This window comes from Christiangramia sp. LLG6405-1, assembly GCF_045055805.1.
Lineage (GTDB): Bacteria > Bacteroidota > Bacteroidia > Flavobacteriales > Flavobacteriaceae > Christiangramia.
Genome location: NZ_CP159330.1, coordinates 622,729 through 637,030, shown reverse-complemented (window position 1 = coordinate 637,030; position 14,302 = coordinate 622,729). Strand labels below are relative to the sequence as shown.

Sequence of the window (14,302 nt, the reverse complement as noted above, 5' to 3'; positions counted from 1 at the left end):
TTTTAGTCATTATTGAAGTTGATGCATTCGCGATGAAAAAATATATACTATTACTTCCTCTTTTATTTCTTTTTCAGCTGAACGTTTTTTCCCAGCAGAAAGAAAGAATGGGACCTGCATTCATAGATTCTGCCAGCGTAATTAAATCGGGAGCACTTTCAAAGAAACGATTGATTCCTTCTACCAAAAAGCAAAAGCTTTATAATCCGAGAAACCGGGGAATCAATAAGATCGTTCCAGGGAAAGGCCTGCCGAAAAGGGATGATCCTACTGTACAAAAGAAAAAAGGTGAGATTCCGGCGAAAGCGCCAATTTTCACTTTTGATGGAGCAGATACTAGATCAACACCATCAGATCCTACCGGTGCCGTGGGCCGAAATCATTATGTAAACGCATGGAATTCTGAATTTGCGATCTGGGATAAGCAGGGAAATGTTTTAATTCCTGGTTCTTCGCTCGCTAGTATTGGTGGAGCTTTCAATGATGAAACCGATGGGGATCCTATCGTTTTCTACGATGAGTCGGCAGATAGATTCGTGGTCATGCAATTTAGCGATGATCTCGCGCCACGGGGTACGAGTAATTCCCCAGCGGCATTGCTATTTGCAGTTTCACAGGGTCCTGATCCCGTTAATAGCGGATGGTATACCTATAGATTTGACCTGGAATCACTGCCAGATTATCCAAAAATTTCACTTTGGAGCGATGGCTATTATATTACTACCAACAAAGATGCTTTAGAACCACAGGGCAAAGAGATCGTTTACGTACTCGAGCGTGATAAAATGCTGGCTGGTTCAAATGATGTTAGAATACTGGGTTTCCCTTTGCCGGGAATTCAGAATAACGGATTTTACAGTCCGGCAGGTTTCAGCGTAATGGGATCAGATCTTCCGCCTGCGGGGGATGCACCAATTATTTATTTACAGGATGATCAATGGGCCGGGGTAAATGAGGATCACTTAAAGATCTGGCTTATGGATGTAAGCTGGGAAGATCTTTCATCTTCCAGCATTCGTTTAAGTCAGGAACTTACTGATGGTGTCTCACCATTTATAGCAACTTTTGATGGTGGGAGCTTCAAAAATCTTGCTCAGCCGGGTAGTGATACAGATATTGATGCCCTTCAAGGTGCTATGATGTATATGACGCAGTATCGAAGGTTCGAAGATCACAATTCGGTTGTTATGAACTTTGTGGTGGATGTAGATGCTAGTCCTGCCGAACATGCGGGCATTCGCTGGTATGAACTAAGGCAGCCAAACGATGGAGCAGCCTGGAGTGTTTACCAGGAAGGTACTTACGCCCCGGACCCGAGTGATAGATTTAGCGGAAGTATTGGGATTGATGCCCGGGGAAATATAGCTCTTGGTTTCACGATTCTGGATGATAATCCTTTGGATCCAATTTTCCCATCCATTCGATATACTGGAAGGTACGTAAATGATGCTTTGGGAATCATGAGCATCGAAGAGCAGAGCATTGTGGAAGGATTGAGTCCGCAGCCCAGTCCTTTTGGCCGCTACGGAGATTATGCGCATCTAAGCATAGACCCGGTAGATGATCTTACGTTCTGGCATAATGCAGAATATTTTGAAGGAACTAGACGTCTTAATAAAGTAGGAGTTTTTAGATTTTCAGCAACAGAACTCAACGATATTGGAGTGATTAGCCTGGAAAGTCCTGAAGATGCAAGTTTGACCGCTTCAGAACAAATTAGCATCAGACTGAGAAATTTCGGACTTAATCCTCAATCTAATTTTGAGATCAGCTATACCATAAATGGCGGAGAAACGGTAACTCAGACCTATACTGAAACCATTCCTGCGGAAAGTGTTGCTGAATTTAATTTTTCTGAACTGGCAGATCTTTCCGAAGTAGGCCAGATCTATACACTGGTGATTTCTACCAATCTTGAGGGCGATGTTAATCCCGGAAACGATAGTATTGAAGCTGAGGTGAAGAATTTACCGCCTAATGATGTTGGAGTTACTTCCATCGACGCGCCAGAATCTGGAGAGAACCTGAGTGCTTCTGAGCAGGTGACGGTTACGATCGAGAACTTTGGGGGAGAGCCTCAAAGCAATATCCCGGTTTCTTATCAGGTTGGAAATAACGCCACTGTTTCTGAAGTTTTTAATGGCACCCTCGAAGTGGGAGGTCTTGAAGTATATACCTTTAATCAGACTTCTAATTTCTCAAGTTCCGGGAGATATACGATCACGGCAAGAACCAGGCTGGCAAACGATTTTGATCCATCGAACGATTCAGAAAGAACATCGGTTGCAAATCTGGATTGTATTCCTGAAGGTTCAGATTGCTCCCAGGGAGATGGTATATTTTATTTCGAGATCAATGATTTTGTAAATGAAAGGATTCCATGTACTACAGGATATCTTGATTTTATTGGAGGTACTACGAATCTTGATCGATCAATAAACGATTATAGCGTTACTGTTCAAACCAATTTTGCAGATGATGATGTGGAGAAGTTTTCCATGTGGATCGATCTAAACGATAATGCGGTTTTTGAAGATTCTGAAAGATTGATCACTTCGGAAGTGATTCCGGAAATTAATACGCCATTCACTTATAACTTCAGTTTACCGGAAGATGCCAAACTGGGACAGCACTTACTGAGAATAAGAGCTGGTGACACCAGTTTTGATGGAGATCTAAATGATCCATGTTCAGTAATGGCCTATGGAACAACACATGATTATTCAGTAAATATCATTGACAGTACTTTAGATATTGAAGACTTCATCCTGAATGAAGCTGAATTGATAGTGGTTTCAGATCCAACAGTAGAAGGTCTTCACAGGGTAGTAATGGAAACAAGCTTTAATGAACCTCTGCGTCTTACAGTTCATGATATTAGCGGACAATTGCTCCTGGAAAACCTGATCCTGAATGATGGGGATGGTTATATCTACGATCTGGATATGTCATACGCTGCGAGGGGAGTTTACCTGGTTCGCGTAGGTACCCGAAAAGTTGGAAAAGTAAAACGCTTTATCGTCAAATAACGATCATTTTAAATAAATCATAACGCTATCCGGGACGACGAAAAGTTCAGATAGCGTTATTTTTGTGCAAAATCGACTTCTATGACTATAATATCATATAACGTAAACGGCATCAGGGCTGCGATCAGGAAAGGTTTTCTTGACTGGTTACAACAGGCAGATCCAGATGTAGTTCTTATTCAGGAAATAAAAGCTACTCCAGAACAACTGGATCTGGAAGTCTTTGAAAAGGCTGGGTATCCATATCAATACTGGTATCCCGCAACTAAAAAAGGTTATAGCGGAGTGGCAATTTTGAGTAAAACCAAACCAGATCATGTAGAATATGGGACCGGGATAGATTATATGGACTATGAAGGCCGGGTGATTCGGGCAGATTTTGGAGAACTTTCAGTCATGAGTCTCTATTTGCCATCGGGTACCAATACTGCCAGGCTCGATTTCAAGTTCAAATTCATGGAGGATTTTCAGTATTATATTGATGAACTTAAAAAGTCCAGACCTAATTTGATCATTGGCGGGGATTATAACATTTGTCACGAAGCCATCGATATTCACGATCCTGTGAGGTTAAAGAACACTTCCGGATTTCTTCCTGAAGAACGACAATGGATCGATAGGTTGATGCAAAGTGGCTTTATAGATAGCTTCCGTCATTTTAATGAAGAACCAGATCAATACTCCTGGTGGAGTTACAGAGCCAATGCACGAAATAATAATAAAGGATGGAGGATCGATTATAATCTGGTAGCAGCACCCCTCAAGGATCGCTTGAAAAGAGCAGTAATCCTGCCAGAAGCATACCATAGTGATCATTGTCCCGTTCTAGTAGAAATCGAAAAATAAAGAAATCATGAAACTTAGAATCCTTACAATATCAACACTTCTGGCATTAGGAACTTCCTGTGTCTCATCGAAAAAATACAATGATCTGGAAGGTAGAAATGCAGACCTTCAGCGTGAGAACAGAAGCATGAATGAGGACCTCAATTCCTTCCGAAGAAATTCGGGAAAGCTTGGGAATGATCTTGCCAGCTTACAAAAAGAGTACGATGCTACTACCACAGAGCGAAATGATCTTATGCAGAAATATGCTGCGTTGCAAAAGAACTATTCCAGTCTGGAAGAATCTTATGACGCCCTTGAGCAAAACAGTTCAGCAGCAATTCTGGAGAATTCCCGTCAAAACAGAGAGTTACTGGCACAGTTAGACGAAAAAGAAGCCGACCTGCTTACCGAAAAGAACCGACTGGAAAAACTTCAAAAGGACCTCAGTCTTCGTTCTCAGAGAATCGATGAATTGGAATCTGTTATTGCAGCTAAAGACGCCAAAATGAACGCCCTTAAAAATGCTGTTTCTAATGCTCTTACAAATTTTGAAGGTAAGGGATTAAGCGTTGAGCAAAAAGATGGGAAAGTATATGTTTCCATGGAAAACAAATTGCTTTTTGATTCTGGTAGCTGGGCAGTGAACCAGGAAGGAAGAAAAGCTGTTAAACAACTGGGAAGCGTACTTGCGCAAAATCCCGATATCGCAGTTCTAATTGAAGGACATACAGATAATGTGCCTTATGGTGGAAGCGGACAGTTAAAGGATAACTGGGATCTTTCTACTAAGAGAGCGACGTCTATAGTGCAGATCTTACGCGAAAACAACCAGATTGACCCTCAAAGTCTTACTGCTGCTGGTAGAGGTGAATATGCACCAATCGCCAAAAATGAATCTGAAGCAGGAAAAGCCAAAAACCGTAGAATTGAAGTGATTCTTACTCCAAAACTGGATGAAATCACTCGTGTTCTTAATGAAATTGAATAATTAGATGAAATATAGCAATCTACCGAATACCAATATAAAAGTTAGTAAGATCTGTCTTGGTTCCATGACTTGGGGAGAACAGAATACAGAGGCTGAAGGTCACGAGCAAATAGATTACGCCCTGGATAGAGGTGTAAACTTTATCGATACTGCTGAAATGTATTCGATCCCAACGAAGGCAGAAACTCAGGGAAGTACAGAAAAAGTGATTGGATCCTGGTTAAAGAAAACCGGAAGAAGAGATGATGTAGTGATCGCCAGTAAAGTGGCTGGTCCCGGAGATATGGTTTCGCATATTCGCGAAAATCTTGGTTTTCACAAGGAAGCTATCCAGGATGCTTTGCATAATTCATTAAAGAGATTGCAAACAGATCATATCGATCTTTATCAGTTGCACTGGCCGGAACGCAATACCAATTTTTTCGGGAAACTGGATTATAAGCATGACGAATCTGAAGCCTGGGAAGAAAACTTTCAGGACATCCTGGAATCTTTGCAGGAGTTTGTTCAACAGGGAAAAATTGGTCATATAGGTTTGAGTAATGAAACTCCCTACGGACTCATGAAATTTCTTCAGGCTGCGGGAGATAGACTGCCGAAAGTAGTGACCGTTCAAAATCCGTATAGTTTGTTGAATCGAAAAGACGAGGTTGGATTAACAGAAATACTTCATCGGGAGAATGTAGGCTTATTTCCTTATTCGCCGCTTGGAATGGGAACGCTTAGTGGAAAGCATTTAAATGGTATTCAAAAAAATTCCCGTTTAGATCTGTTTCCGCAGTATAAGAGATATTCAAATGATCTGGCTGTCGAAGCAACCAGGAAATACAAGGATCTGGCAGATAAGCATGATCTTAATTTAACCCATCTGGCATTGGCTTTTGTCAATCAGCAAAAATTCGTGACCAGCAATATTATTGGTGCTACGACTATGGATCAATTAAAGGAAAATATAGAAAGTATTGATATTGTTCTTAGCGATGAAATTTTGAAAGAGATCGATGAGATTCATCAGCAAATTCCGAATCCTGCACCTTAACTATTTGGGCTAACCAGGCTCTCATGCACATACATTGAACGGTCGAGGCTATCACGAACATGGTACCAATCGGCCGTTTTTCCTTGCACAAACAAAAGTTCGCCATTTCTGGCAGTTTTCATTATTTTGGAATTACTGGCGGCTGCTTTATTCCGCAGATTTGCTTTGGTTGAATTTACTCTTAGTTGCTGCGCTATCTCATTTTCCTTCGGAATAGATTCTTCCAATGTTTCAGTTTTATAAACAAATCCCAGCGGATCGATTGCTCCAGTATTCCTGCGGTAAATTCCGAAGTGTAAATGTGGAGGTGTGGTTTTTGCATTTCCGGTATTGCCAACAAAACCAAGAGTATCACCGGTTTTGACCAAATTTAAATTTGGAACGATACTATCCAGGTGAGCATAATATAGAGATTGAGAGCGTTTTGAATCACGCAGCCAGACCTGTTTTCCGCCAAGGCCTTTCTCTCCTGAAAAACCTACCCTTCCTGAAGTTGTTGCTATCACCGGCGTTCCCCGATCTGCAAAAATATCGATACCCTCATGGTCCCGGCGGCCACCATCCCGAATGTCTCCCCAGTAGCTACCAATATCTGCATTTTCACCGCCAGAAACTGGAAATTGATAGGCTGGTAATATGGAAAGTTGGATGGTAAATGGTGTATGAGCTTCAATTTCCGGCTGAAAGATCACTTTATAGAGTCCGTTTTCTTCTACTTCGTAGGAAATAGAACCATCAGATTTAGGTTTTAAAACCTGTTCAAACTTTTTAGTTTCCTTGTTACGACGATATATTTCAGTAAAAATAAGGGTAGAAGAGGAGTCGGTTTTAAAATTGGTGTTGAGGATCTCACCTGGTTTTAAATACGCCTGGTAAGAGTAAATACTGAAGCTTTTCGGTTTTAAGTTTCCTGCTTCAGTATACGGCATTTCAACTTCAATACTATCGTTTAAAGCTTTCTGAATTCTGGATTCCCAAAGACTGAATAATTCATTTGAAATATCGCGTTCCCGTTGATATTTCTCTTTTTCAGAAAGACCCGAAATAAGATCTTCAGCCTTTTCCAGCTGAGAACAGCCAGAAATAAGCAACAAAATAAGAATATACCAAAGGTTGCGAATTTGCTTCATATCGAGCTAAATATACGCAGCAATTGTGCCAGTTTATTCAAAAAGATGACTTACAACATCTTCAATTTTGGAAACTTTAACGACCCTGATGTGATATTCAGATTTTGGAAATTTATTCTGTTTGGCAACCATAATACTGGCAAAACCAAGTTTCTCGGCCTCAAGAATTCTTTGCTCGACCCTGGTCACTGGTCGCACTTCACCGGCGAGGCCAATTTCAGCAGCAAAACAGATATCTTTTGGAAGTGCAATATCCTCGTTTGAAGACAGAATTGCAGCAACAACTGCGAGATCTATCGCCGGGTCATCCACGCTAATACCGCCGGTGACATTTAAGAACACATCTTTCGCTCCCAGCCTGAAGCCAGCTCTTTTCTCCAGAACTGCCAGTAACATATTCAGTCTTTTAGCATTGTAACCGGTGGTAGAACGTTGTGGTGTCCCGTAGACAGCGGTGCTTACCAAAGCCTGGATCTCGATCATTAGTGGTCGCATCCCTTCCAGTGTAGAAGCGATGGCTGTTCCACTCAGATCTTCATCATTCTTGGAAATAAGTATTTCTGAAGGGTTGTTCACTTCCCGGAGTCCGCTGCCCTGCATCTCGTAAATGCCCAGTTCATGGGTGCTTCCGAAGCGGTTTTTATGAGCTCTAAGGATTCTGTATACATGGTTTCGATCTCCTTCAAACTGCAAAACAGTATCTACCATATGCTCCAGAACCTTTGGGCCGGCGATACTTCCTTCTTTCGTGATATGACCAATCAAAATGACCGGAGTATTACTTTCCTTAGCAAATTTTATAAGCTCGGCGGTGCATTCCCTGATCTGCGAAATACTTCCCGGAGCGCTTTCAATATAATCACTATGTAAGGTCTGTATCGAATCGATAATAACCACTTCAGGCTCGATCTCTTCTACCTGACGGAAGATATTCTGAGTTTTAGTTTCGGTAAGGATAAAACAATTGGCAGGATTAGGATCGATACGTTCAGCACGCATCTTGATTTGCTGCTGACTTTCTTCTCCGGAAACGTATAAAACCTTGTATTTTAACTGCAGACTGATCTGAAGTAGTAGCGTACTTTTTCCAATTCCCGGTTCACCACCAAGCAAAGTAAGCGACCCCGGAACGAGCCCACCTCCAAGTACACGATTTAGTTCATTGTTGCCAGTATTAAGGCGATCATGTGGTGTGGTTTCAATTTCAGCAATAAGTAAAGGCCTGGCTAATTTTTTAGCTTCCTTACTAGCACTTGTTTTCCAGTCCTTTTTTTCAGGTTTTGCAACAAGTTCTTCTACTATCGTATTCCAGTCCCCGCAACTGTTGCATTTCCCCTGCCATTTTGCGTATTGTGCACCACATTTCTGACAATAGAATGTTGTCTTTACCTTCGCCATTTTATAAATTATATACTGCTAATAACCGAAATCTTTTTTGATTGCATCTGCCTTATCAAGCATATAATCTGCATCCAGAAAAGCGATACTCTTTTGTCCGTAGGCATTTTGATACATACGCATTGCCTTTTTAGGATTACCGGTTTCTTCTTCATGTCGGGCTTCAAAGAATGTTCCCAACATAGTTCCCGGATAATGATCAAAAGCAAGTTTATAAAGATCCTTATAGGCTTCCCAGTTTCGTGTCTTTTCAATTGCGTTGTGAACAGCCATAAAATCGTTGATACTTATTTGTCTTTTAAGACCATAAAGCTCTTCGATAGATTCATATTTCTCGGTCAGATATTGGGTAGGAGAAATAGAAGTTTGCAGAAGGATTTCATTATAATCTTTTGTTGAAATAGGACGGTAGATCTCAAACATGCTTGAGATTGCCGAAGGTATGGCTTTGCCGACCAGTGAGTAATGGGATTCCCCGGTAAATTCTTCAAATTTGTAAGAGACCAGCTTGTTGTTAATATTTTTGAGCTGATTGTCAAAACTCGAAATACCAGATTTTAGTGCAGGAATATCTTCGTTAGAAGTAGCTAAATAAAACCATTTTTTAGATTCTGAAGATTCTAAAGCATCTGTAACCCAGTTCGCTACTTCAGGCGCTAGATCTGGACTAAGATTAATGTAACCTTTGAAAATGGGCTCTTGTTTAAGGAGATAATAATTGATAAAATTGGCGGTGAAATCATGTCCCACGATCATGCGGAAATTTGCCGTTCTGTATTTTTGATCGAGGCTGGCGAGTAATTCCATCCCAATAAATTCAAAAAACTTAGCGCCTTTATCTGCAGGAAGAGAATTTTCTCCGTAGGATGTATCTTCCATACGTATTCCATCCTGGTTGATTCCAACAACGATCATCTCGGGAATGTCTTTCCAGTAGGAATAGTAATCTACCATACCAGCTACGGGTTCGAACAGGTAGTCTCCGTCCAGAACGACCACAACCGGGTATCTTTTTTCTGAATTCTGTTCGTAATTTCTGGGAAGTTGAATTTTAATTTCTCTTTTCTCTCCTAGCTTTTGAGAGTTGACGGTCTCATGCAAGATCTGCGACCAGCTTACTAAAGGCAGAATGAGTGCCAATAGCAGGGTTAATAAACATTTCATAGGTGTAGTATTGATTCGGACAGGAAAGGTAAGTATTATTTCCTGTTATTAAAAAGCGGTAATAGGATAAATGATAGTCCGCCAAATAACAGAACCACAGCGGTTTGAGTTGCCCAGGAGATCCAGCCAAGCGCTTCAGCAGCATGTGATTCGATACCAAAGAACATCAGGATTCCGCCTACGGCTAATGGATAAACGCCTATCCCGCCATTAGTCGCTGAAACTGCAAAACTTCCTACGACGAAGGCAGCTAGAATAGTGCCTGGAGTAGCATCTGCAGTCTCAGGAACGCTTAGTTTTATTACGAAGAACATGCATAGATACATTGACCAGATAAAAATGGTATGTGCTATAAAAGCCCATTTCTGGCGCATGTTCAGGATACTTCGCATCCCTTCTAGCAAACCTTTTGCGAGCTTTTTTATTTTTTTAAAAGGTCCCCAGTTCGATCTTTTAATAACTGTAAGGCCTAAAACCCCGATTCCTGTTAATCCCAGAAAAATAAGTAGGGTATTGACGGGTTTAATGTTCTGGTCATGCAGGTATCCTAGAAGATCGTCGGTTTGCAAAATTAGCGCGACCCCAATGATTAGCATTAGAATAAGTAAATCAGCAACTCTTTCAGAAATGATGGTTCCAAAACCTTTTTCAAAAGGAACCTTTTCATAAGTAGTTAGCGTCGCAGCGCGTAAAACTTCACCAGATCTTGGAATTCCGAAGTTAGCAAGATAGGCGACCATAACTGCCATGAATCGGTTTGGAAGCCGGGTGGTATAACCCATTGGTTCCAGCATAAATTTCCAGCGATAAGCCCTGGAAAGATGCGAAAGAGTTCCAAGAATAAAAGAAACTGCTATCCAGAATTTGTTGGCATCAACGATACTTTGCCACAGGCTTGTACGTTCCTGGGAAGTAGAACTCTGTAATGAATACCACACCAAAAAAATCCCCAGAAATAAGGGGATACTAATTTTTAAAAACTTTTTGAATTTTTTGCTCAACGACCTATTTCAAAAGATTGGTTTCTTCATCAGGAAATACCAATGACGGTTTAAAGTTTTTAGCTTCTTCTATTTCCATAATTCCGTAAGCGATAATAATTAAAATATCATCCTTAGCAACTTTTCTAGCCGCTGCGCCGTTTAAAGTGATCTCACCTGAATTTCTAGGGCCTGGAATTACATAGGTTTCAAGACGTTCACCGTTGTTATTATTAACGATCTGTACCTTTTCACCTTCAATAATATTCGCTGCTTCCATTAAATCTTCATCGATAGTGATACTACCAATATAATTTAGATCTGCACCGGTTACTTTAACTCTGTGAATTTTGGATTTTACTACGTGAATCTGCATCATGAATTAATTGTTCAGAGCGATGTTATCGATGAGACGAATATCGTCTGCATATACTGCGATGAACGCCCTGTATTGTTTTTCTTTTTCTTTGATTTCAATTTTTTGAAGACTATCAGTCTCAGCAATCATAAAATATTCCAGCTCCAGAACATCCTGATCTCTAAATGCCGTCTCAACCCAGTCTGTCACTTCTTTAGCACTTTTTGTGCCAAATAGCTCACGGGCAGTTTGTAGCGTTTCGTAAATAAGAGCTGCTTTCTGCCTGTTTGCATCAGTTAGACGTTCATTTCGTGACGACCTTGCAAGTCCGCTATCCTCTCTTAAAATAGGGCAGCCAATGATTTCTACCGGCAATTTTGTAAGATCTGTAAGTTTGCGAATAATCTGTAATTGCTGGAAATCCTTCTCCCCGAAAAAAGCCTTGTCAGGTTCAGTAGCTTCGAACAATTTTTTCACCACGGTACCAACACCATTAAAATGTCCATTTCTAAATTTTCCTTCCATGACGTTCTCCAACCCACCAAAATCAAATTGCTGGGAAACGATCTTACCATCATAAAGTTCAGTCGCATTAGGACTAAAAATCCACAAATCTTGGAATTTTGTCTCTAATAATGCGATATCCTTATCGAGATTTCTGGGATATTTTTCCAGATCTTCCGGATCGTCGAATTGAGTTGGATTTACAAAAATAGATACAACAACCTGGTCTGTTTGTTGCGTGGCGAATTGAACCAGGGATAGATGACCTTCGTGTAAAGCACCCATGGTTGGCACCAGTCCGATGCTCTTTTCTTCAGATTTCTTCTCGCGAATAGCCTCAAGTAAACGTCCTTTCTCCCTAAAAACCTGCATTTTATTTTAAAATTAACAGCGTGCAAACTTAATATATCTGTGGCAATCTGCATAAAATTTTGTAATTTTGCGTGTTTTTTATTCGGAAACGTAACTAAAGCAAAGAATATATGAAAGATAAGAGAGTGTTATACGTCTCGTCTGAAGTTATACCGTACTTACCTGAAACCGATATCTCATCTACTTCCTTTGAAGCTGCAAAAATGGTTAATAACCTAGGCGGACAGATTAGGATTTTTATGCCAAGATTCGGAAATATCAATGAAAGAAGGCATCAATTACATGAAGTGATTCGATTATCAGGGATGAACCTGGTGATTAATGATCTTGATATGCCTTTAATCATTAAAGTGGCTTCCATTCCAAAGGAAAGAATGCAGGTTTACTTTATTGATAATGAAGATTATTTTAAAAGGAAAGCAACCTTAACAGATGAAGATGGAAATCTCTTTTCTGATAATGACGAAAGAGCAATTTTCTTTGCAAAAGGGGTGATCGAAACAGTGAAAAAACTTAACTGGTCTCCAGACATCATTCATGTGCATGGTTGGCTATCTTCCCTATTGCCACTTTACCTTAGAAATTATTACGGGAATGAACCATTATTCCGTGATGCAAAAATTGTGACCTCTGTTTACAATCAAAGTTTCGATGGAACGTTAGATGAAGAACTACGTGAGAAAATTTTGTTTGATGGTTTTGAAAATGCAAACGTAAAGCATCTAAAAACTCCAAACTTCGTAAATATTTTGAAGACGGCAGTAGATAATTCAGATGCTGTAGTAATGGGTGGTGATGATGTGCCTGAAGAGTTGCAGGATTACATTAAGAAGCTTAATAAACCGGTTCTTCCTTATACCGAAAAAGAAAATTTCTCTCACGCATATCAGGAATTTTATGACACTAAAGTATTGTCAGAATCGTAAGAAAAATTTTAAATGAGATTAAATAATTTATACAGAATAACAGTCTTTATGGCTGTTATTTCCGCTTTTGTAGGGTGTGATGAAGACTTTTCAGAAATAGGAGGAGAGATCATAACCAATCCTTCGAATGTTGAAGTTCGGGAGTTCAATGTGAATGCCTACACCAAAAAGCTTAATTCAGTACAAACTAATAACTCGTCCAATTTCTTTCTGGGCGTCACCAATCACGATCTGTACGGTAAATCTGTCGCTAGTATAGTTAGCGAGTTAAGATTATCTACTTTGGATCCGGATTTTGGCGACAATGTGGAACTTGATAGTGTGGTGCTTAAAATTCCTTATTATTCTTCGGAAGCAGCCACTTCAGATGATGATGAGGTAACATATGACCTGGATTCAATTTATGGAAATGGTTCTTTCAAATTATCCATTTTCGAGACGAACTTTTTACTGAATGACCTCGATCCTGACGCTGGATTCGAATCGGCTCAGAGATATTATTCAGATCAAAAGCAACTATTCGAGCAGAATATTGTAGGGCCAGCGATCTATGTAGAAGAAAATTTCGAGCCTTCGGCTTTAGCTTTCGATTCGTACGAAGTTGGTGAAGATGGAACCGATACTATCGCAAATACACCATCTTTCAGGATAAAACTTCCTACGGATTATTTCGAGACGAAGATTCTTGATAAGGAAGGTTCTTCGGAATTATCTTCGAATACCGATTTCAGAAACTACTTCAGAAATTTATATATCAAGGCTGAAGAGAATGGAACTGAAGGATCACAGATCTTCTTTAATTTAAATAATCAGGATGCTAAGATCACTTTGTATTACCGTAGCGATCGTGAGGTAGACGAGGAGATTGAAGAGGATGTTCGTGGTAGTTATACCTTGAATTTTGCTTCTGGAAACAGAGTGAATCTATTGGAAGGAGCATATCCATCTGATGTTTTACAGGAAATTCATTCTCAATCTTCAGAAACCGGAGCTGAAAATCTTTATATTAAAGGACAGCAAGGGAGTATGGCGATTATAGAACTTTTTCCGGATACATTGGTGCTTCAGGATCTAAGATCAGAAGATCTATTGATCAATGAAGCTACCCTGGAATTTTTTGTAAATCGTGATGTTTATGAAGGTGAAAATCCAGATAGACTATATTTGTATGACTTTACAAATAATGCTTTTCTTGGTGATTACGCGATAGATCTTACGCTAAATGCCGCAGATCCTTCAACTAGTTTGACAACTTTTTCTAGTCCGTTGCAGGTCGAAGAAGGAGAAGACGGTTATTATTATACATTAAGGATCACTAATCATTTATCCAACATTCTGAATAATGATGGAGATAATGTAAAACTGGGACTTGTAGCAGTACCTAATATTAATACGGTTGTTTCAAGGTCAAGTCAGGGAGTGATTGCAGGTTCCTTAAATTCTGCAGTAAGAAATTCAGAAGAGCTTACCAGAATTCCTACGGGTTCTGTATTAACTCCGGAAGGAACCGTATTGCACGGTAGCAATTCCGCAGATGAAAATAAGAGATTGAAATTGAGAATATATTATACCAACTATAATTAAGA

At 40.0% G+C, this 14,302-nt stretch carries 12 protein-coding genes; 6 read left to right on the top strand and 6 right to left on the bottom strand.

Annotated features, from left to right (window positions below; translation table 11 throughout):
* Nucleotides 1-32 precede the first annotated feature (32 nt).
* From ABVM50_RS02995 to ABVM50_RS02980, 4 genes are all read left to right on the top strand, one after another.
* Nucleotides 33-3,029 (top strand): GEVED domain-containing protein, encoded by a 2,997-nt coding sequence (locus tag ABVM50_RS02995; protein WP_405199897.1) that lies wholly within the window; start codon nt 33-35, stop codon nt 3,027-3,029.
* Nucleotides 3,030-3,110: 81 nt separating this feature from the next.
* Nucleotides 3,111-3,875 (top strand): exodeoxyribonuclease III, encoded by a 765-nt coding sequence (locus tag ABVM50_RS02990; RefSeq protein ID WP_405199896.1) that lies wholly within the window; start codon nt 3,111-3,113, stop codon nt 3,873-3,875.
* Between the two features lie 7 nt (nt 3,876-3,882).
* Nucleotides 3,883-4,845 (top strand): OmpA family protein, encoded by a 963-nt coding sequence (locus ABVM50_RS02985; RefSeq protein ID WP_405199894.1) that lies wholly within the window; start codon nt 3,883-3,885, stop codon nt 4,843-4,845.
* Between the two features lie 4 nt (nt 4,846-4,849).
* Nucleotides 4,850-5,884, top strand: coding sequence for an NADP(H)-dependent aldo-keto reductase (locus ABVM50_RS02980; protein WP_405199892.1), 1,035 nt, complete (start codon nt 4,850-4,852; stop codon nt 5,882-5,884).
* On the opposite strand, the gene ABVM50_RS02975 is transcribed toward ABVM50_RS02980, so the two are convergent.
* Genes ABVM50_RS02975 through panC form a run of 6 tightly spaced genes read right to left on the bottom strand, consistent with a single transcriptional unit; the run spans nt 5,881 to nt 11,790 of the window.
* Nucleotides 5,881-7,014 carry a peptidoglycan DD-metalloendopeptidase family protein gene (locus ABVM50_RS02975; protein ID WP_405199891.1) on the bottom strand — a complete coding sequence of 378 codons (1,134 nt, stop codon included), beginning with the start codon at nt 7,012-7,014 and terminating at the stop codon, nt 5,881-5,883. The genes ABVM50_RS02980 and ABVM50_RS02975 overlap by 4 nt on opposite strands.
* 33 nt (nt 7,015-7,047) lie before the next feature.
* Nucleotides 7,048-8,412: a DNA repair protein RadA gene (gene radA, locus ABVM50_RS02970; RefSeq protein WP_405199890.1), complete on the bottom strand. Its 1,365-nt coding sequence runs from the start codon at nt 8,410-8,412 to the stop codon at nt 7,048-7,050.
* An 18-nt stretch (nt 8,413-8,430) separates the two neighbouring features.
* Nucleotides 8,431-9,576: an alpha/beta hydrolase gene (locus tag ABVM50_RS02965; protein ID WP_405199889.1), complete on the bottom strand. Its 1,146-nt coding sequence runs from the start codon at nt 9,574-9,576 to the stop codon at nt 8,431-8,433.
* Between the two features lie 35 nt (nt 9,577-9,611).
* Nucleotides 9,612-10,577, bottom strand: a complete 966-nt coding sequence (locus ABVM50_RS02960; RefSeq protein WP_405199887.1) for a YbhN family protein — start codon at nt 10,575-10,577, stop codon at nt 9,612-9,614.
* A 4-nt stretch (nt 10,578-10,581) separates the two neighbouring features.
* Nucleotides 10,582-10,932 (bottom strand): aspartate 1-decarboxylase, encoded by a 351-nt coding sequence (gene panD, locus ABVM50_RS02955; RefSeq protein WP_141879264.1) that lies wholly within the window; start codon nt 10,930-10,932, stop codon nt 10,582-10,584.
* Nucleotides 10,933-10,938: 6 nt separating this feature from the next.
* Nucleotides 10,939-11,790: a pantoate--beta-alanine ligase gene (panC, locus tag ABVM50_RS02950; protein ID WP_405199885.1), complete on the bottom strand. Its 852-nt coding sequence runs from the start codon at nt 11,788-11,790 to the stop codon at nt 10,939-10,941.
* 110 nt (nt 11,791-11,900) lie between these two features.
* Between panC and ABVM50_RS02945 the strand changes: the two genes are divergently transcribed.
* Nucleotides 11,901-12,716, top strand: coding sequence for a glycogen/starch synthase (locus ABVM50_RS02945; protein WP_141879031.1), 816 nt, complete (start codon nt 11,901-11,903; stop codon nt 12,714-12,716).
* Nucleotides 12,717-12,764: 48 nt separating this feature from the next.
* Complete coding sequence (locus ABVM50_RS02940) at nt 12,765-14,300, top strand: DUF4270 domain-containing protein (protein ID WP_405199884.1); 1,536 nt, start codon at nt 12,765-12,767, stop codon at nt 14,298-14,300.
* Nucleotides 14,301-14,302 lie beyond the last annotated feature (2 nt).

Coding starts and splice junctions, on each gene's coding strand:
- ABVM50_RS02985 (WP_405199894.1), top strand. CDS start 3,883: ATGAAACTTAGAATCCTTACAATATCAACACTTCTGGCATTAGGAACT.
- ABVM50_RS02995 (WP_405199897.1), top strand. CDS start 33: ATGAAAAAATATATACTATTACTTCCTCTTTTATTTCTTTTTCAGCTG.
- panD (WP_141879264.1), bottom strand. CDS start 10,932: ATGCAGATTCACGTAGTAAAATCCAAAATTCACAGAGTTAAAGTAACC.
- ABVM50_RS02990 (WP_405199896.1), top strand. CDS start 3,111: ATGACTATAATATCATATAACGTAAACGGCATCAGGGCTGCGATCAGG.
- ABVM50_RS02980 (WP_405199892.1), top strand. CDS start 4,850: ATGAAATATAGCAATCTACCGAATACCAATATAAAAGTTAGTAAGATC.
- radA (WP_405199890.1), bottom strand. CDS start 8,412: ATGGCGAAGGTAAAGACAACATTCTATTGTCAGAAATGTGGTGCACAA.
- panC (WP_405199885.1), bottom strand. CDS start 11,790: ATGCAGGTTTTTAGGGAGAAAGGACGTTTACTTGAGGCTATTCGCGAG.
- ABVM50_RS02975 (WP_405199891.1), bottom strand. CDS start 7,014: ATGAAGCAAATTCGCAACCTTTGGTATATTCTTATTTTGTTGCTTATT.
- ABVM50_RS02965 (WP_405199889.1), bottom strand. CDS start 9,576: ATGAAATGTTTATTAACCCTGCTATTGGCACTCATTCTGCCTTTAGTA.
- ABVM50_RS02940 (WP_405199884.1), top strand. CDS start 12,765: ATGGCTGTTATTTCCGCTTTTGTAGGGTGTGATGAAGACTTTTCAGAA.
- ABVM50_RS02945 (WP_141879031.1), top strand. CDS start 11,901: ATGAAAGATAAGAGAGTGTTATACGTCTCGTCTGAAGTTATACCGTAC.